Origin of the sequence: Paenibacillus sp. S25 (assembly GCF_019454085.1) — a bacterium.
Classification (GTDB): domain Bacteria; phylum Bacillota; class Bacilli; order Paenibacillales; family Paenibacillaceae; genus Paenibacillus; species Paenibacillus polymyxa_B.
Genome location: NZ_CP073683.1, coordinates 3,780,659 through 3,803,007, shown reverse-complemented (window position 1 = coordinate 3,803,007; position 22,349 = coordinate 3,780,659). Strand labels below are relative to the sequence as shown.

Here is a 22,349-nt window from a genome sequence, read left to right as displayed (position 1 = left end):
CATGTTTATGGATTCAAAAGATATTTTTCGTGCGGTGCAAGCAGGGGAAATAAATTATGAAGATGCTGAAAAACAATTGCTTCAATTTATTGACGAGCGCCCGGATGAATCATTGGAAGCCAGTCCACAGGAATTATCAGAAGGACGGGCTTTCACGTTGCAACCATTGGACAGCTTCCACACGCCGGAGGATGGGCAGGAGATAAGCGCCCCCCAAATAAAGGTACAGTCTGTGGTTGAATTGCAGGAATTTGAGCACGGGATTGTCCTGTTGAAAATGAAGGACACGGAGCACAAAAATACATTTTCCGATGAACTGATCATTGGCCTGAATCAAGCATTCGAAACGGTCCAGGCTAACGAGAATTATAAAGTTGTGATTCTGACGGGATATGACACCTACTTTGCCACAGGAGGCACCCAAGAGGGGTTGCTGGCTATCCATGAGGGAAAGGCGAAATATAGCGATACCAATGTTTACAAGATTGCATTGGATTGCAAGCTACCCGTCATCGCTGCTATGCAGGGACATGGGATTGGTGCTGGCTGGTGCATGGGGATGTTTTGCGATTTTATCGTGATGAGTCGGGAAAGCATCTATACCACTAACTTTATGAAGTACGGCTTTACTCCCGGAGCGGGTTCGACCCTGATTTTCCCTGAGAAATTCGGGGTTAGTATGGCACAGGAAATTCTATTTACAGGTACTAGATATAGTGGTTCGGAACTGGAAACCAAGGGGGTTCCTTTTCCAGTTGTACCGAGGAATGAAGTGGTGCCGTACGCCATGCAGCTGGCAAGAAAACTGTCTGAGTCTCCCAGGGAGTCATTAATTGAGCTGAAAAACCATATGGCCCAATCGATAAGAGAAAAGCTGGCGGCTACTATTGAAAAAGAAATAAAAATGCAGGATAAAACGTTTGTGAATCAGCAAGAGGTTAAAGAACGGATTCAATTCGCCTATGGACAGCTGCCGAATAGCAATGATTCCCACAAACCGGTCAAGCATGCTGATTCTAAAAAAGCTATGCCAGATATGCCGCGCGGTCAGGAACATAAGGAGTCTATCGCAATTATTGGTATGGCAGGGCAATTCCCCGAATCCAGGACTTTGGCTGAATTTTGGGACAATCTGGCTCAGGGCAGGGATTGTATATCGGAAATCCCTTCAACGCGATGGTCAATCGATGAATATTACAATACTGATCCCAAGGCTCAGGGAAAAACCTATAGCAAATGGATGGGTGTTTTGGAGGATGTAGATAAATTTGATCCGTTGTTCTTTAATATATCCCCTGCAGAAGCAGAGATGATGGACCCTCAACAGCGCCTGTTTCTTGAAAGCAGCTGGAAATGCATTGAAGATGCCGGATTAAATCCAGCTTCACTGTCGGAGAGCCGCTGCGGTGTTTTTGTAGGTTGTGCAGCCAGTGATTATGGGAGGTCCATGAGTGGGCAGGGGTTAAATGCGCAGGTTCTTATGGGAGGATCGCCTTCAATTCTATCCGCTCGGATTTCTTATCTGCTAAATTTGAAAGGTCCTTCTTTGGCTATTGATACCGCATGCTCTTCCTCTCTGGTGGCTATTGCTGAAGCCTGCAACAGTCTCCTTTTAGAAACAAGTGACCTTGCTTTGGCAGGCGGAGTTATGATTATGGCTGGTCCGGGGATGCATGTTATGACTAGTAAGGCAGGAATGCTGTCCAAGGATGGACGGTGCTTTACCTTTGATGCCCGTGCAAACGGGTTTGTCCCCGGAGAAGGAGTGGGGGTCATTTTATTAAAACGGCTCTCTGATGCAGTCAGAGACAAGGACTCCATATATGGAGTTATTCGGGGATGGGGAATGAACCAGGATGGAAAAACCAACGGAATAACTGCCCCAAGTGTAAATTCACAAATCTCGCTGGAAAAAGACGTATATCGACGGTTTAACATTCATCCCGAAACCATCTCCATGATCGAGGCCCACGGGACAGGAACAAAGCTGGGTGATCCTATCGAGGTGGAGGGACTTACGGAATCATTCCGATCCTATACAAGCAAGAAGGGCTATTGCGCATTGGGGTCACTGAAAAGCAATATGGGTCATATGATGACTGCGGCCGGAGTGGCTAGTGTGATGAAAGTGCTGCTGGCCATGAAGCACCACCAATTGCCGCCTACCATTCATTTCGAATCCTTAAATGAGCATATTTCTCTGGAGGATAGCCCGTTCTATATTAACACCAGCCTGCAAAGCTGGGAGCCCGAACCGGGAGTACCCCGGCGTGCGGGCGTAAGTTCCTTCGGATTTAGCGGCACTAACGCTCATATGGTTATTGAAGAATATGTTCCTGTAGTCTCTGCGGTGAATCTACCCCCAGTGGGTAAAGACAACCCGGGACTATTTGTGCTGTCCGCTAAAAGTGAACAATCCTTGAAAACCTATGCAGCAGATATGATGAATTTTGTTAAGTTGCACGAAAGCGTTAATCTCACGGACCTGACCTATACCTTGCAAGTGGGAAGAGAGGCTATGGACTGGCGTCTCGCGTTTTTGACGGATTCAAGAGAAAATCTGATAGATGAACTTGAATGTTTTATTAACGGAAACTCGTCGGAAAAAGTGCTGATCGGCCGTGTGAACTATGCAGGTGGCGGAATCGAACTCTTGGATTCGGACGAAGACACCGGAACCCTGGTTCGTGCCTGGACTGAGAAGAAAAGACTTGATAAGGTAGCCAAATTGTGGGCCAATGGCGCAAGCATTGAATGGGACGCACTGTATGGAGATATCAAGCCCAGACGAATCAGTCTGCCGACCTATCCCTTCGAAAGGGCACGCTATTGGTTATCCGAAACAGACACTGGACAAGGCAGTGTAAATCTGGCTGTGACTGCCCAAATTCATCCTTTATTGCATCAGAATATTTCCGATCTCTCCGGACAACGTTATAGCTCTACTTTTACAGGCCGGGAATTTTTCCTGTCAGACCACAGAATCAAGGGTCAACAAACATTACCCGGGGTGGCTTACCTCGAAATGGTGCGAGCAGCTGTAGAAGAGGCAGTGGGGGCCGTAGTAGAAGGCGAGACCCATATTCAGCTGAAAAATATCGTATGGGCTCGGCCTGTGGTTGTAGCAGACGGACCGGTCAGGGTACTCATCAGTCTATATCCCCAGGACAATGGAGAGATTGCGTTTGAAATATGCAGCGGGATGGAAGGAGCCGACGCTGAAGGTATTATACACAGTCAGGGAGTGGCTGTGTTGGAGAGGGTTGGGGAGATACAGTATCTGGACCTGAATGTCTTACGGGCAGACTGTACCCGCACACCACTTTCTTCGAGCCAATGCTATGAAGCTTTCAAAGCCATGGGGATAGACTATGGACCCGCACACCGTGGTATTGAGGCAATCTTTCGAGGAAAGGATTACGTGTTGGCCAAGCTGTCCCTACCATCCGCTGTACTCCATACTCAAAGTGAATTTGTACTGCATCCAGCTTTGATGGATTCAACTTTGCAGGCCACAATCGGCTTGGTAATGGGTTCGGAAGAAAATTTGCCTGTAGGCAAGCCTGCGTTACCCTTTGCTTTGGAGGAACTGAAGATATCCGAAAAATGCACTCCAGTGATGTGGGCCCGGATCTCGCAACATGGGAGTGAAGAGACGTCGAATGGATTAAGCAAGGTGGATATTGATCTGTGCGATGAGACCGGGAAGATTTGCGTGCAGCTCAAAGGGCTTTTATCCAGAGCTTTGGAAGGAGATGTGAGGCAAGCCAGCATCACTGAGGATATGGGTACACTGATGCTTGAGCCTGTCTGGCAGGAGATGCCTGTCACCACAGGGGTGAACGCTAACGACGATATCCGGCATGTTGTGATCCTGTGTGAGTTTGATGGTATCACCGGGGAGGATATTGAAGCCCGCATGGATGGTACTCGCTGCCTTGTTTTACAGTCCTCCAGCATGGATATGGACAGTCGTTTTGAAGATTATACCATTCAAATATTTGAAGAATTGCAAAGCATCCTGCTAGACATCCCCAAACAGAAAGTTTTGATACAGCTTGCAACCCATGCTCGGAAGGACCAACAGGTTTATTCCGGGCTCTTTGCAATGCTGAAAACCGCTCAAAAAGAAAATCCGAATGTCATGGGTCAGTTGCTTGAGCTTGATGTGGAAGATGATGTCGAAGGAATCATTGAGAAACTACAAGGGAACCGAAGTGACCGGCATAACGAACGGATACGGTACCAAGGGGACAAACGACAGGCTTTAATGTGGCAAGAAATTGAAGCCTTACGTGAAGATGCAGACCTGCCGTGGAGAGATGGTGGGATCTATCTCATTACTGGTGGCTTAGGCGGCCTGGGGCTTATTTTTGCCAGAGCCATCGTGCACAATGTGAAAAACTCCACCGTCGTATTGGTGGGTCGGTCATCACTTTCTGCGGACCAAAAGGCTCTGTTAAGCGAACTGAGAGCGCTGGGCGGTCATATAGAGTATCAACAGGCGGATGTGGGCCACAACGAATCGGTTACCGGGTTAATTCATGGCATCGTCGAGCAATTTGGCGGCCTTAACGGTATTTTGCACACAGCCGGAGTGATTCGGGACAACTTCATCATCAAGAAGACTAAAGAAGAAGTTAGAGAAGTGCTGACTCCGAAGGTCTCAGGGGTGATGAATCTGGACCAGGCCAGCAGAGACTTGCCTCTAGACCTCTTTATCTTATTTTCCTCGGGCGCAGGAAGCCTTGGCAATGTAGGACAGGTTGACTACTCCGCTGCCAATGGCTTTATGGATGCGTATGCCTCCTATCGAAATGCTTTGGTAACAGCAAAGCAGCGCCAGGGGCAAACGCTGTCGATAAACTGGCCTCTGTGGAAGGATGGAGGCATGCATGTCGACCTGGAAACGGAAAGGGCGATGCAAGGCTTGGGCATGATTGCCATGCAAACGGAGAATGGAATCAAAGCTTTGTATCAAAGCCTGTCTTCCGGCAGAAGTCAGGTTATGGTGATCGAAGGGTATCCCCAAAGGATTAAAGCGGCAATTTTAGGCCAGCTCTCGGAAACTGATGTCTCAGGCCGATCTGTAATGGAAAGCGGGGGAGCACCGCTTATTGGAGAAGGATGGCTAAGGGAAAAAGCGGAGGGTTATTTGAAAACGGTACTTTCAACCGTGATCAAGCTGCCCGCTGAAAGTATAGATGTAAATGCACCAATGGACAGGTATGGGATTGACTCCATACTGGTTATGCAGCTTACCAATGAATTGGAAAAGACTTTCGGCTCATTACCGAAAACATTATTTTTTGAATACCAGAATCTCCGGTCATTGACAGGTTATTTCCTTGAATCGTATCGCGGTCGGCTGATTGATGCTGTAGAAGCGACAGAGAAGAATGCAGCTCCTGATGCAGGCCCGAAAGTACCTATAAAAGCAACCATAGAGCCTTTAGCCTCGATATCGGCTAATCGTAGGCGTCCATGGCTTCTCCCTACAGGTATACAGCCACATCAGGAGAAGAAGGCATTAGACATTGCAATTATCGGCGTGTCAGGAAGATATCCGGGAGCATTAGGTATCCGAGAGTTCTGGGAAAACCTAAGGGATGGAAAGGATTGCATTACAGAGATTCCCAAGGAACGCTGGGATCACAGTCTATACTTTAATGAAAACAGAGGCAAGTCCGGAAAAACCTACAGCAAGTGGGGAGGGTTCATCGATGGAGTGGACTGGTTTGACCCGTTGTTTTTCAATATATCGCCAAGGGAAGCGGAAACGATGGACCCGCAGGAGCGCTTATTCCTGGAATGCGTTTATGAAACGATAGAGGATGCAGGTTATACGAGAGAAACCCTTTGTGCAGAGCGGGAGCTTGGCGGCATAGAAGGCAATGTCGGGGTTTACGTCGGAGTGATGTACCATGAGTATCAACTCTATGGAGCCCAGGAACAAGCCAAGGGAAGGATGATTGGACTTCTCGGGAATGCCTCGGCGGTTGCCAACCGGGTATCGTATTTTTGTAATTTTCAAGGGCCAAGTATCGCTGTAGATACCATGTGCTCCTCGTCACTGACGTCAGTTCATATGGCCTGTCATGGACTACAGCATGGAGAATGCGAACTAGCAGTAGCAGGAGGGGTCAACGTCTCCATCCATCCTAACAAATACCTATTGTTGGGACAGGGAAGTTTTGCATCAAGCAATGGGAGATGTGAAAGCTTCGGACAGGGAGACGGATATGTACCGGGAGAAGGAGTCGGGGCTTTGCTGCTCAAGCCATTAGCCAAAGCCATAGCAGACGGAGACCGGATATATGGAGTTATCAAAGGAACTGCAGTGAACCACGGGGGGAAAACGAACGGCTATACCGTACCTAACCCCAACGCACAGGCCCGTGTGATTGGTCAGGCAATTAAGGATGCAGGAATCAACCCCAGAACCATCAGCTATATAGAAGCCCATGGAACAGGTACTCCACTGGGAGACCCGATTGAAATTGCAGGCTTACAAAAGGCCTTCCGAAAATATACCGGCGATAAGCAGTTCTGTTCAATCGGGTCGGCGAAGTCTAATATCGGGCATTGTGAGAGTGCAGCTGGTATCGCCGCGGTGACAAAGGTGCTTATGCAGTTGAAATATAAACAAATCGTGCCTTCTCTGCATGCAAGCACCTTAAATCCCAATATCGACTTCAGCGATAGTCCCTTTAAAGTTCAGCAGGGATTAGAAGAGTGGAAAAGACCTGTAGTTGCCATCAACGGTGAAACCAGAGAATACCCAAGGGCAGCAGGAGTATCGGCCTTTGGTGCTGGGGGCTCTAACGCTCATGTGGTCATCGAAGAATATATTCCAGAAGAAGCTAGTCAGCAGCAAGCTGCGCCTGCATCCCTGAATCCTGTCATAGTCGTGTTGTCGGCCAAAAATAAGGAAAGGCTGGACGAGCAGGTGCAAAGATTGCTGTCTGCAATCAGAGAGCTGAATGACCCGCATACAAGTCTCTCAGATATCGCCTACACGCTGCAAATCGGGCGAGATGCGATGGACGAACGTCTGGCGATCATTGCAAAATCCATCCAAGAGCTTGACTGGAAATTGGAAGGCTTCCTACAAAAAAAGGAAGGCGTAGAAGAACTGTATAGAGGACAGGTAAAGCGTAATAAAGGAGGGCTTGTCACTCAGGAAGTCGATGAAGATATGGCTAAAATGATTGATGCATGGGTGGACAAAGGGAAGTATGGAAAGCTCGCTGAACTTTGGGTTACGGGACTGGTTTTGGATTGGAACAAGCTTTATGAGGATGTGAAGCCTCGCAGGATGAGTCTGCCAACCTATCCTTTTGCCAGAGAAAGCTATTGGATACCCGTACATGAGGGAAAGAACGCCGCAATAACAGAGGCCGCTTCGTCCCAATCATCCTTTTTGACACCTTTACTGCATCAGAACACTTCAGACTTTCTGGAGCAGCGGTTCAGTTCAACGTTTACAGGCGAGGAATTTTTCCTCAAGGATCATGTTGTGAAAGGCCAAAAGGTTCTGCCTGGCGTAGCCTATCTTGAGATGGTACGGGCGGCTGTAGAACGTTCCACAGGAGAAATGGACAACAGCTCAACAGGAATCCGTTTGAAAAATGTAAACTGGATTCGGCCTATTGTAGTGGACAACCAGCCAGTTTCTGTACACACCAGGCTCTCCCTGGAAGACATCGGAAAAATCAGCTTTGAAGTGTACAGCGGGCAAGTAGGAAGCGAAAGAGGGCATACCGTGCATAGCCAAGGTGATGCGGTGCAGGTTTACGTAGAGCAAAAACCGACACTAAACCTTAAGGCGTTACAGGCAGATTTTGGTCAACACAGGTTTAACGGATCGCAATGTTATGAAATCTTCGAGGAAATGGGAATGGATTATGGCCCGGCATACAGATGTGTGGAGAAGGTATATACACATCCGGGCAGGGTGCTAGCCAAGCTGGCAATACCTTCCTTCATTTCTAATATGGCGGACAGCTTAGTCCTTCACCCTAGCTTGCTGGATTCGGCCTTGCATGCATCCATCGGGCTAATTATGGGCCAAGAGAACGGAGGGCTACCGGGCAGCACTGTACCAGCTACGCCTCATATGCCGTTTGCCCTCCAAGAGATTGAGATTTATGGGACATGCACCCCGACCATGTGGTCGTTGATTCAATACAGCGAGGGCAGCAAGAAAGAAGACAAGGTACAGAAGCTTAATATTGACTTGTGTGATGAGGAAGGAACTATTTGCGTCAGAATAACAGGATTATCCACCCGGGCGCTGGACGGAGAAGTCGGCATTGAAAATGCACAAGGCGCAGCGGCAGGAGAAAGTGCCGCCGACCCGCTTGTAGGATCCGTAATGCTCATTCCGAAATGGGACCCGGCTGCTGTAAAAAAAGATATCGTTTCCCCGTCACCGACAGACCGATTGGTCATTGCAGGTGGTACTGACAAAGACAGACAGGCCATCCGGGAGTATTATCCTAGGGCGCATTTCTTGGAGCTTCAGGCGCACGATTCCATTGAAACAGTTGCCTCAAAGGCAGAAGAATATGGAGCCGTTGACCATATTCTGTGGATTGCACCCTGCGCTTCCGTCGAATCGGTGACTGCCGAATCCTTGATCAAGGAACAGGAGCAGGGAGTCCTTCTCTTCTTTAGAATGGTCAAAGCGATGCTTCTATTGGGATACGGGACGAAAAAGCTAGGTTGGACAACGATAACCAATCAAGCTCAGCCGATGGATCAGAACGATACAGTCAACCCGACTCACGCAAGTCTTCATGGGCTGGTAGGCACCATGGCCAAAGAATATCCGAACTGGAAAATCCGTATCCTTGACCTGCAATCCGATGCTGACTGGCCGTTATCCGATATGTTTACGCTGCCTTCGGACCGGCAAGGACGGATGTGGGTTTTCAGGAATGGGCAGTGGTACCGGCAGCACTTGATCCCATTCAAACAGACTTCAGGTTTAAAAGGACAGAGGCTATACAAAACCGGAGGCGTCTATGTGGTCATCGGGGGCGCTGGCACTATCGGAGAGGCTTGGAGCAAGTATATGGCCTGTACCTACCAGGCCCAGATGGTGTGGCTAGGCAGAAGGCAAAAGGATGCCTCTATCCAGGCCAAACTGGACAGATTTGAAGGCCTGGGACCTGTTCCATGCTATATCACGGCGGATGTAGCAGACGAAAGGGAGCTGCAGCGGGCATATGAGGAAATAAAACAGCGGTACTCCAACATAAACGGAGTGGTCCACTCAGCCATTTCATTTTTGGAGAAGGGCTTGGAAGATTTGACGGAGGAAGAGTTCCGGTCAGGGCTTTCAGCAAAGGTTGATGTAAGTGTACGCATGGCTCAGGTCTTCCAAAATGAGCCGTTGGATTTCGTATTGTTCTTCTCTTCCATTATTACCTATGTAAAGAATCCGGGACAAAGTAGCTATGCTGCCGGAAGTACCTTTAAAGACGCGTTTGCGCATCGTCTTTCGCAGGAATGGCGTTGTCCGGTGAAGGTCATGAACTGGGGATACTGGGGGAGCGGCGAAAACAATGCCTCTCAAAATGGAGGGCAGGAGGTAGAAAATTACTCCAGACTGGCGCAAATAGGTGTTGGGCTCATTGACCCGCAGGAGGGGATGGAGGCGCTGGAGACGCTTCTTGCCTCACCGGTGGACCAAATGGGGCTTATGAAAACAACAAGACATTTGGAGATGGAAGGGACTAATCCGACGGAAGAGATTGATCTTTGCCCGCCTAATTCGGATCCGAATCTCAGGGATATACAGGAAAATATTGCTACAGCAATACAATCAAGAAGCCATTTTATCGAAAACTATGCCGCAGACGATATGGGCGACCTCCAGGAAAGGGAGATGGAACATCTCCTACGCAGGTTGTTGCAGGAGCAGCTCTTGTCCATGGGGTTATCAGGGACAGATCGTCAGTCTGTCGACGAGTTCAAAAATAGACTCGGACTACCTGAGCTATATGGCAAATGGCTGAAAGAGAGCATGGCGATTTTGACACAGATGGATAACGACCTATCAGGTAGAAACTCCAGCTTGACGGATCGAGATGATGTCTGGCAGGAATGGGAAGAGCGTAAGCGTACTTGGCTGCAATATCCGCAGATGAGAGCAAAGGTCAATTTGGTTGAGACAACGCTACGGGCTTTACCGGAAGTGCTTACCGGAAAATCGCCTGCGACTGAAGTCATCTTTCCCAATTCCTCAATGGAACTAGTGGAAGGAATTTATAAGAACAATCTGGTGGTGGACTACTTTAATGAAGTACTTGCCGATACTACTGCCGCTTATATTCAGGAGAGGATTATGGCCGACTCCACTGCGAAAATCAGAATTCTGGAAATCGGCGCAGGCACCGGAGGGACCAGTGCTACGCTTTTCCTGAAATTGCGCCCATACCGCAAACACATTGAGGAATATTGCTATACCGATATTTCCAAAGCCTTTTTGATGCACGCGGAAAAAGAGTATGGGCCGGATAATCCGTATCTGAGCTATCAGATTTTTAATGTTGAAGAACCTATTGCCGGGCAAGGTATTGAGACGGGTAAATATGATATTGTCATTGCCGCTAATGTGCTTCATACCGCAAAAGACATCCGTCAGGCGTTACGTAATGCAAAAGCGGTTTTGAAAAGTAACGGCTTGCTCCTGCTCAATGAAATCACAGGTAGTAGCGTGTTTACCCACCTTACCTTCGGATTGCTAGATGGCTGGTGGGCGTATGAGGATCCGGAATGGCGTATTCCTGGATGCCCAGGGCTTCACCCTCAAATATGGAAAACCGTATTGGACAAAGAAGGTTTCCATGCAGCGTTCTTCCCGGCGCAAGAGGCGCATGATTGGGGCCAGCAGATTGTTGCAGCCCAAAGCGATGGCTTGGTTCGGCAAAAGCGACAGCACAAACGAAGAACAATATCGGTGGAGAAAAGAAACGTAGAGACGGTATCAGTGAAACAACAATCTCAACCCAAAATAGAGGTAGCACAAGCAGAGGTAGAGCATGTGCTGCGTGAAAAAAGTACGGCGTACTTTAAACATTTGCTTGGTGAGACGCTAAAAATGGAACCAGGAAGTATCGACTCAACGGTTGCCCTGGAAGAGTATGGAATCGACTCGATATTGGTTGTGCAAATCACAAATGTTTTGCGTGAAGTCATCGAGGATTTTGCCAGCACGCTGTTTTTTGAGTACAACACTATAGATGATCTAGTAGCATACCTTCTTCAAACGCAAAAGGACTCGTTGAAGAAGCTGGTAGGAATGAAGGAACAGGAGTTGACCGAAGAGACTTCCAGAGTTGAAGAGGTTTCTGCTTCACAATTACTCGCTACTGTCCCAACGAAGTTTGACCGGGGAGGGCGTTTCCTTAAGCCTTCTGACAGCACAATGGAAAAGCCAACGACACGATCCTCCACTATCAGGGATGTTGCGATTGTTGGGATGTCAGGACGCTATCCGGGAGCTCGTAATATAGAGGAATATTGGAACAATCTAAGAGAAGGTAAAAATTGCATAACTGAAATTCCGAAAGACCGTTGGGATTGGAAGACCTACTTTGACCAAGAAAAAGGGAAAAGGGGCACAATCTATACGAAATCGGGCGGTTTTATCGAAGGTATTGATTTATTCGATCCGCTATTTTTCAAGATTTCTCCCGCAGAAGCCGAAACAATGGATCCGCAGGAAAGACTTTTCCTGGAAGCAGCATATGCAAGCATAGAGGATGCTGGGTATACCCCTGCCAATCTTTGTGAGAGTAGAAGAGTCGGTGTATTTGCAGGCGTTATGAACGGAAATTACGGTTTGGGACCTCAATATAATTCCATCTCGAACCGGGTTTCCTATCATTTGGATTTCCAAGGTCCGAGTATGTCCTTAGATACCGCTTGCTCTTCCTCATTGACGGCGATCCATTTGGCTTTGGAAAGTCTGTATAGCGGTACAAGCGAGTGTGCCATTGCCGGGGGAGTCAACTTGATTGTAGACCCTATCCACTATATCAAGCTGTCGGCTATGACGATGCTTTCTAAAACGGGTGAATGTAAGTCATTCGGAGATCAGGCAGATGGATTCGTCGACGGAGAGGGTGTCGGCGCGATCGTGTTGAAGCCGTTGGAGAAGGCCATTGCAGATGGCGACCATATTTATGGAGTAATCAAAGGGAGCATGCTTAATGCTTCAGGTAAAACCAGCGGTTATACAGTACCTAGCCCTCAAGCTCAATCCTGGTTGATTGAAGAAGCGCTCCAGCGTGCGGATGTCGATGCAAGGACAGTTAGTTATATTGAAGCCCACGGAACCGGAACAGCTCTGGGAGATCCTATTGAAATTGCAGGATTGACAAGGGCATTCGAAAAATTCACAAAGGATAAGCAGTTCTGCGCCATAGGGGCAGTCAAATCCAATATAGGCCATTGTGAGAGTGCAGCAGGCATTGCAGGAGTGACTAAAATATTGTTGCAGCTTAAGCACAGTCAGCTAGTACCATCCTTACATTCAAGGAAGTTGAACCCTGAAATTAATTTCAACAATACTCCTTTTGTCGTTCAGCAAAGCCTGGAGGAATGGAAGAGACCGGTAATTACAACCGATGGAATCACAAAAGAATATCCAAGACGGGCTGGAATATCGTCTTTTGGTGCAGGCGGGGCAAACGCCCATATCGTGATTGAAGAGTATATTCCCGAGTATCAGGAACAGTCTGAAACAGAATCCGCTTCTCAGGGACCTGTCATGATCGTGTTGTCAGCCAAGAGCGAGGAGCAGCTTAAGGAAAAGGGACGGCAGCTGCTGAATGCTCTTCAGGGTCAGCTATCATCCGCAAGCCTATCGGATATTGCCTACACGCTTCAGGTGGGGCGCGAAGCGATGGAGGAGCGTTTAGCCGTACTTGTGGAATCTACCGCAGAGCTTGAGGGAAAATTAAAGAGTTTTGTGGATGGACGTCATAACATGCTCAACCTATATAGGGGACAGGCTAAACGCAACAGAGAATCGTTGTCTATTTTTTCGGGGGACGAAGACTTGCAACAAATGATCGATCTTTGGATTTCCAAAAAGAAATATACCAAGCTTTTGGAGCTGTGGGCCAAAGGGATAAATTTGGATTGGAAAAAACTTTACACAGGGAAGATGCCTCACCGTATCAGCCTGCCTACCTACCCTTTTGCTAAAGAGCATTACTGGACTTCTGAAAGCAAGGATCAAGTAAAAGCCTATGCATTATTTTCGCAAGGTGAGAGCGATGTAGACTTTGATGATATATTGTGCGGCAGACTCTTGGATGAAATGATGAACGATACCCTGTCTGTTGATGAGGCTGCCAGTGAAATCCTCAATATATGTATACGTAAATGAGAAGTTTCTACGTGCTGGGAGGCAATAGAAGATGAAGGACTTTTTTCAATATATTCTAGGCGAGGTAAAAAGCGGACGGATACAGAAAGAGGATGCCATTGTAAAAATACGCCAATTTCAAGCTCAAATGGCTTCACATGAGGCCCCGCAAAGAGGAACAAGGACTGCTGGGCCCTTGGCGGATACGGGAGTCCTTATGCTTGAGCCTTTCTGGAAAGAGCAAGTTGCTCTCCAGAAAATGGCACGCCCTAAATTTAGCCAGCATCTAGTGGTGCTTTGCGAACTGGATCATTTCGCGGAGCGCAGCATTGAATCGCTCATGAAAGGAACCCGCTGCATCAAGCTGCATGCCAGCCAAAGCAGCATGGATGAACGCTTTCAGGCGTATGCCCTCCAGCTGCTTACGGAAGTGCAAATGGTTCTCAAAGAGGACTCCAAGGGCAGCGTACTGATACAGATTGCAGTTTCCGCACAAAGCGCGCAGCAACCTTTCGCAGGACTGTTGGGATTACTGCAGACAGCTGAGAAAGAAAACCCGAAAATCGTAGGGCAATTCGTAGAATTGGAATCAGCTGGTCTGGAAGAAATGATTGAGAATTTAAAAGAGAACAGTCAATATCCAGAGGATAAAAGGATACGGTATGAGGATGGCAAACGTTTGGTTCTCGGCTGGAACGAGATGAAACCCACCGAGACAACGGGAAGAGTACCCTGGAAGGATCGGGGGACTTATTTGATTACGGGTGGTGCAGGAGGTTTAGGACTTATTTTTGCGGAGGATATCGCCCAGCGAGTCAGGGAAGCCACGCTAGTTCTTGTAGGACGTTCAAATCCGGACGAAGGCAAACAGGCCATATTGGAGAAGCTGAAGGCGCTGGGGGCCCGCGTTGAGTACAAACAGGTAGATGTAGCACAGAAGGAAGAGGTCTCCAAATTGATCCTTGAGATCAGAGAAGAGTATGGAGGCCTTGATGGTATCCTTCATAGTGCTGGAGTAATACAGGATCGTTTTATTATGAATAAATCACAGGAAGAGTTCGCGGAAGTAATGGCACCAAAGGTTGCCGGACTGGTGAACTTAGATCAGGCGACCAAGGAGCTACATCTGGATTTCTTTATTCTCTTCTCCTCAATAGCTGGGATTATGGGCAACCCCGGTCAAGCCGACTATTCTGCCGCAAATGCCTTTATGGATGCCTATGCCGCGTATCGAAACAGCCTTGTATCCTCAAAGGAGCGCAAAGGGCAGACGCTATCTGTCAATTGGCCTCTCTGGAAGGATGGAGGGATGCATGTGGACGATGACACAGAGAGGGCTTGGCAAAGTATTGGCATGGTAGCCATGCAAGCTTCAAACGGTATCCAGGCTTTATATAACGGTCTGACCATTGGTCTGAATCAGTTATTAGTAATAGAAGGTGAGCAATCCAGATTGCGTAAGTATTTTCTGGAGTCCCGACCGCAGGAGAAAGAATATGTTGAAGAGTCAGTTTCTTCAGAGGTGAATCTTGAACTGCTTCTGGAAAAAACCTTATATCAGCTAAAACTATTGTTTGGAGAAGTTACCAAGCTGAGCATTGACAAGATTGATGTCAGCGAGCCTTTGGAGAGCTATGGCATAGACTCCATCATGATTACAAGGCTTAATCAAAAGCTGCAGGGCATTTTTGGAGACATATCAATGACCTTGTTTTATGAATATCAGACGTTGGAGGCAGTGGCCGAATATTTTATTGCTGATTATTACAAGGAATGCGTACGGTGGACAGGACTCGGAAGCCCGATAAAGATGGAAGAGAAATCCGTCTCCATTTCCGCAACTGTGCATGCTGCCAGCGAGTTTTCTTTGTCACCTCTGCCAAAGGAAGAAAACAATCATATCCGCAACACGGCTACTAACAGAGATCGTGTGAAACACGAGCAAATAGCCATCATTGGTATAAGCGGACGATATCCGCAGGCCAAAAATATGGAAGAGTACTGGAGCAATCTGGAACAGGGAAAAGACTGTATAACAGAAATCCCTGCGGAACGCTGGAAGAGGGAAGGGTTCTACTGTTCCGACATCAAAGAAGCTGTTGAGAAGGGCAAAAGCTATAGTAAATATGGAGGATTTGTGGAGGATTTTGCAGATTTTGATCCTCTCTTCTTTAATATATCTCCCCGGGAAGCGATGAGTATGGATCCTCAGGAACGAATATTCCTGGAAGAATGCTGGAAGGTTTTCGAGGATGCAGGATATAGCAGGGAACAGCTCGCCGAACAGTATAATGGCCGGATTGGCGTCTTTGCAGGAATTACCGGAACGGGGTTCAATTTATACGGGCCAAAGCTGTGGGAACAAGGACAACCCGTCTTTCCGCGAACCTCCTTCAGCTCGGTAGCCAACAGAATATCCTATTTCTTGAACTTAAAGGGGCCCAGTATCCCGGTTGATACCATGTGCTCTTCCTCATTAACTGCAATTCACGAGGCCTGTGAGCATATCTATAACGGTGAATGCGAGATGGCTGTTGCTGGAGGAGTCAACTTATATCTTCATCCTTCAAGCTATATCTTTCTCAGTACGATGAGAATGCTATCGCCTGACGGGCGGTGTAAAAGCTTTGGGGAAGGCGGGAATGGATTTGTCCCTGGCGAAGGTGCAGGGGTCGTACTGCTCAAATCTTTGTCACGAGCCATTGCAGACAAGGACCATATCTATGCCGTTATTCGGGGAACCCGTATCAACCATGGAGGAAAAACAAACGGGTATACCGTGCCTAACCCGGTAGCACAGGGTGAACTGATTAGAGAGGTTTTTGATAAAGCAGGCGTAAATGCCCGGTCAGTCAGTTATATTGAGGCCCACGGTACTGGAACGGAGCTCGGCGATCCTATTGAAATCACCGGGCTTACCCAGGCATTTAAGAAAGATACGCAGGACACGGGATTTTGCGCTATCGGCTCGGTAAAATCAAACATAGGCCATTTAGAGGCGGCCGCAGGGATTGCAGGCATTGCTAAAATCATCTTGCAAATGAAAAACCGGAAAATTGCCCCTAGCCTGCATTCCCAAAAACTGAACCCTAATATAAACTTTTCCAAAACGCCATTTGTAGTCCAACAGGGTCTTTCTGAATGGGAGCGTCCGATAGTGGAGGAGGACGGCGAACAACGGGTATACCCGAGGATCGCCGGGATATCTTCCTTTGGAGCCGGTGGGGCTAATGCCCATATCGTCCTTGAGGAATACCTCCCTTCGGAACAGGATGATGACTTTCAAAATCCCTTTACTCCTCCAAGACCGGTCGTCATAGCTCTGTCGGCAAAAAGTGATGGAGCATTGAAGGAGCAGGTAAGCCAATTGGCTGCTGCAATGGATCGGAATGAGTTTTCCGATCACGATCTGGTGAATGTGGCTTATACCTTGCAGACAGGACGTGAGGCGATGGAAGAGCGCCTCGCTGTGGTCGTTGAATCAGTGGAGGAACTTAAAAACAAGTTGCGGGACTTTATTGGAGGAAGACAGAGTATTGCACAGCTTTACCGGGGACAGGCCAAGCGAGACAAGGAGAGCTTGAACATGGCCTCAGAGGAGAAAACGCTCGATGAAACGGTTGATTTACAGATTCTAGCGGAAAAGTATGAAAGAATCTCAGACTTGTGGGTTAAGGGTGTCCATATGGACTGGAGCAGACTTTACGGTGATGTCCAGCCCCGCCGTATCCCTTTACCCACATATCCTTTTGCCAGAGAACGCTATTGGATACATGTAGATGAAGAAAAGCCTGTCGCCAATACGGCTGCACATCTACATCCATTACTGCATCAAAACACCTCCGTACTTTCTGAGCAAAGATTTAGTTCAACCTTTAGCAGCCAGGAGTTTTATCTGAAGGACTCCGTAGTTGACGGAAAGCTTGTCCTGTCAGAAGCGGCATGCCTTGAAATGGTGCGGGCAGCGGTTGAGCAGTCGTTAACAGTACAGGAGAAGGGTCAGTCAAACATCACTATTAAAGATATTGTATGGACACATGCTCCCGCTATAGGAGATCAGCCGTTAGAAATACATATAGGGCTCTTTCCGGGAGATCAAGGAGCGATTGGCTTCAAAATCTACAGCAGATTAACAGAAGCCGGGGACCCTGTCTTACACAGCCAGGGTAGTGCCGAACTGAAGATGTTAAATGAAGCGGAAACGTGGGATATACAGGCTTTGCAGATGGAGTGCTTTCAGCATGTTTCGCCTGGGATAGACGATGAAGCAGTGTGGGGCATGGGAGCCGACTACAGTCCGGGACATCAGGCCAATGAACAAGTGCATATAGGACAGGGGTTAGTGCTGACCAAGCTATCGTTGCCTTCCGGTATTAGGAATACTGAGGGCTTATTTGTTTTGCATCCCTTTATAATAAACGCTGCTTTGCAAATGCCGCCGGCATACTTGTTTTCGAATGATGAAAATATCATGCGGCCTTCAGGCATCGACCCTCTACAGAAAATACGGCCGACTGCCATTGAGGGACTCGAAATATTTCGGGAATGTCCCTGTGAAATGTGGGCGTTGATTCGGTATAGCAAAGGAAGCGGGGCTGGTCATAATACGCAGAAGTATGACATTGATTTGTGTGATGAGGCAGGCCAGGTCTGCGTGCGCATAAAAGGATGCTCCTACAAGGAAGTGGGCGCATGTGAGCAAACACTTGGTGTAATGATGCTCCAACCCTTCTGGAAAGAACAGGCGGTTGCGGAGGACACGATGGTTCCCATCTACGAACGACATGTGGTAATGCTCTGCGAAACAGATACCATTGCTGCTGGAGATATCGAGTCCTCCTTGGCAGGAGTGGAATGTATCACTCTGCAATCCGGTATGGAGGAGGTCGATCGCCGCTTCGAAATGTATGCTGTCCAGGTTTTTGAAAAAATAAAAAGTATCCTGAATGACAAACCCAAAGGCAAGGTGCTGGTGCAGATTGTAACGATGCCTCAACATGAAAAGCTGCTCTTCGCTGGGCTGTGCGGCATACTCAAAACTGCGCAAAAGGAAAATCCAAAGATCCATGGTCAGTTAATTGAAGTTGAGGGTACAGAAAAAATGGAAGGGCTCATCGAAAAACTAAAGACGAGCAGCCGACACCCTGCGGATAGCCGCATCCGGTTTGCAGAAGGCAAACGTTGGATTCCTGTCTGGAGTAAAGCAGAAATGCCATCAGAGACACCGGATATTCCATGGAAAGACCGCGGGGTTTATTTGATTACTGGAGGAGCAAAGGGGTTAGGTCTTATTTTTGCTAAAGAGATTGCGCGTCAGGCCAAGGAAGTGACTTTGATTCTTAGTGGACGTTCCCTATTGGACCAGGACAAGCAGACCTCATTGGAGGAATTGAAGGTATTGGGCGCCCGGGTGGAATACAGGCAGGTGGATGTCACGCGGAAGGAAGCTGTGGTTGGCTTATTTGAAGATATCAAACAGACATACGGCGGAATCAACGGCATCCTGCACAGTGCTGGAATAATCCAGGATAACTACATGATTAAAAAGACTAGCCTGGAATTCAGGGCAGTGCTGGCGCCCAAGGTTGCGGGACTGGTAAATCTGGACCAAGCCAGTAAAGACATTGCTCTTGACTTCTTTATCCTGTTTTCGTCAGGTTCGGGAGTGGGTGGTAATGCAGGTCAGTCTGACTATGCTGCCGCGAATGCTTTTATGGATGCATATGCCTGGTACCGCAATACCTTGGTATCCTCCATGGAGCGTGCAGGCAAAACGCTGTCCATCAATTGGCCGTTATGGAAAGATGGCGGAATGCGGCCTGACCAGGAGACGGAGAAGGCCATGCAGAAGGTGGGTATGCATGCAATGAGGACAGAGACAGGAATGAGTGCTCTGTACCAAAGTATAGCCTGTATACCGGATCAGGTCATGGTGATTGAAGGAGACGTAGAGCTAATCAGTAAAATGATGATCATGGAGGGACAGCTTGAAGAAAGCGGCAAAGCATCCCGGGATCAGGCGCTCGGGTCAGAAGCTAACAACGTTCTCTCCACAGCAAACAAGACAGAGTCCGGCCAGGAAGAAGACCTGTTGCGTGAAAAGACGGCCCATTACTTGAAGACTCTGCTATCATCGTCCATTAGCCTGCCCGTATATCGAATCGAAGAGGATACACCTTTTGAAAATTATGGGGTGGATTCTATAAAGTCTATGGAGTTGACCGACCAGCTTGAGAAAACGTTCTATCAGGTGTCGAGGACTCTATTTTTTGAATATCCAGATATTCGGAGTTTGACGGAATATTTTATGGAGGCCTATCGAGACCAATTAATCGCTTTGTTTGGCATAGATCAGGTAGCGGTTGCAGGCGCGAAAGCCGACACAACTTTTGCAGCAAACAAGGAAGTGTTCGGCAGAGAAGGGGACCTGCTGCGTGAAAAGACGGTCCATTACTTGAAGACTCTGCTATCATCGTCCATTAGTCTGCCCGTATATCGAATCGAAGAGGATACACCTTTTGAAAATTATGGGGTGGATTCTATAAAGTCTATGGAGTTGACCGACCAGCTTGAGAAAACGTTCTATCAGGTGTCGAGGACTCTATTTTTTGAATATCCAGATATTCGGAGTTTGACGGAATATTTTGTGGAAGCCTATCGAGACGAGTTGATCGCTTTGTTTGGCATAGGTCAGGCAGCAGCAGCAGCGGGTGCAAAAGCCGACACAACTTCTATAACAAATAAGGTAGTGTCCAGCCAGGAAGAAGAGCTGCTGCGTGAAAAAATGACAAGTTACCTAAAGAGCCTGCTCTCTTCGTCCACTGGACTGCCGGAACATCGCATTGAAGAGGACAAAAATCTGGAAAACTACGGTGTTGACTCCATAAAGTCAATGGAATTAACCGATGAGCTGGAAAAAAACTTCGGACCGCTATCGAGGACCTTACTTTTTGAATATCCGAATATCCAGAGTTTAATAGAATATTTTCTGGAATCGCATCGAGGCGAATTGATTGAATGGTTTGGTATGGAGCAGGTAAAAGCCCCTTCTCCGATATTCCGTCGTCCCCAATTTTCGGCAACCGAGGTAGAGCCTCAGGAGGAGAAGAAACAAGAAACAGGAGCGATGGACATTGCTGTCATCGGGGTGTCCGGGAAATATCCAGGTGCGGAAAATCTTCAGGAGTTCTGGAGCAATCTCCAAGAAAGCAAGGATTGCATTACCGAAGTTCCAAAAGATCGTTGGGAGCACGATCTTTATTTTGACAAGGAGAGAAACAAGCCGGGAAAAACCTACTGCAAGTGGGGCGGTTTCATGGAACGAATAAGCCTGTCAGAGCCAGCATTCTTTCATCTCACCCCTTATGAGATCAGTTTAATGGACCCGATGGAGCAACTCTTCCTGGGAATAATATGGAATTTGCTTGAAAGTGCAGGGTATACGAGAGAGGCCATACAGAAGAAGCACCAGAACAAGGTTGGCGTCTATGTGGGCGCTACGTATCACAAATACTGCTCCTGTGATATCGAACCGGACTCTGCCCAACGGGTAACATCATTTGGATCTGTTGCAGTCGCAAACCCCATGTCGCACTATTTCAATTTCCAGGGACCGAGCATATCCATTGATACGATGAGCTCTTCCTCAGCTGTAGCTGTCCATATGGCATGTGAAAGCCTGATCAGGGGAGAGTGTCAAATAGCGGTAGCTGGCGGGGGGAATCTATTGACCAGCCCCAAAAAGTATATTGAATCCAGTCAAAATCAGTTGATTGGAAGTCATGAAGATAGCAGAAGCTTTGCAGATGGGGATGGGTACCTTCCAGCGGAAGGAGTCGGAGCGGTACTCTTAAAACCGCTTCATAGGGCTGTACAGGATGGAGATTGCATTTTAGCGGTTATTAAATCCACGGCAACCAATCATGGGGGACATAGCAATGGATATACAATCCCTAACCCAAATGCGCAGGCGCAACTAGTCGAAGAAAACTTTTTGAAAGCCGGTATAGACCCCCGGACGATCAGTTATGTAGAGGCAGCCGCAAATGGTTCTACATTGGGAGATCCTATTGAACTTGCTGCTTTGAATAAAGCATTCCAGAAATTTACGACTGAGCAGCAATTTTGTGCCATTGGCTCAGTCAAATCCAATATAGGGCATGCAGAAGCGGCTTCGGGAATATCACAGCTAACCAAGGTCATATTGCAATTGTGGCATCGAAAACTGGTTCCTACCATTAAGGCCGAGAAGCTTAACCCTAATATTAATTTCAGTAATACTCCATTTTATTTGCAGCGGGAGGTTCAGGAATGGGAGCGGCCTGTAATTGAGATTCAGGGAGAAGAACGGGAATTCCCGTTGCGGGCAACCGTAAGCTCCTTTGGTGCGGGAGGCTCTAATGTGCATTTCATTCTGGAAGAATATATCCCTTTAGAAAAAGACAACATTCATTTACGAGTGGCAGATCAGCCCCAAGTGGTGATTCTCTCGGACATAAACCGTGAGAGACTGATGGCGCTTGCCAATCAATTACTGGGATATTTGGAGCAGCAGAGCGATGATGCCTTACAAGATATTGCCTTTACACTTCAGACAGGCCGCGAAGCAATGACATGCCGGGCGGCAATCGTAGCGAGTACGCGGCAGGATCTACTCACAGGTCTTAGGGAACTTCTCGAAATAGCCGATAGCGGCAACGGGCCCGAAGGGGCATCTATTCCTTTATTTATAGGAGAAAGTGCAGAAGACTCAAACACGAGTGCGCTTCTCTCAGGGAAAATAGGAGAGACCGTTTCTCAATTGCTGCTAGAGGAGAAAAATATGGAAAATATAGCGATGTATTGGACCCAGGGGGGCAGGATTTCATGGGACGCACTTCATAAGGATAAAGATGTCCGCAGAATCCCCCTACCGATAACCCTGTTTTAAACATAAACAGGGAACCGATCACTATCAGATGGA

At 47.8% G+C, this 22,349-nt stretch carries 2 protein-coding genes; both read left to right on the top strand.

Features of this window, described 5'->3' with window-relative positions; genetic code table 11:
• The first annotated feature begins 7 nt into the window (after positions 1 to 7).
• Positions 8 to 13,408, top strand: coding sequence for an SDR family NAD(P)-dependent oxidoreductase (locus KAI37_RS16635; RefSeq protein WP_220029849.1), 13,401 nt, complete (start codon positions 8 to 10; stop codon positions 13,406 to 13,408).
• 31 nt (positions 13,409 to 13,439) lie between these two features.
• Complete coding sequence (locus tag KAI37_RS16630; RefSeq protein ID WP_220029848.1) at positions 13,440 to 22,316, top strand: hybrid non-ribosomal peptide synthetase/type I polyketide synthase; 8,877 nt, start codon at positions 13,440 to 13,442, stop codon at positions 22,314 to 22,316.
• Positions 22,317 to 22,349 lie beyond the last annotated feature (33 nt).

Bases quoted from the DNA above. Each gene is read 5' to 3' on its own strand.
- KAI37_RS16635 (WP_220029849.1), top strand. From the start codon at position 8: ATGGATTCAAAAGATATTTTTCGTGCGGTGCAAGCAGGGGAAATAAAT.
- KAI37_RS16630 (WP_220029848.1), top strand. From the start codon at position 13,440: ATGAAGGACTTTTTTCAATATATTCTAGGCGAGGTAAAAAGCGGACGG.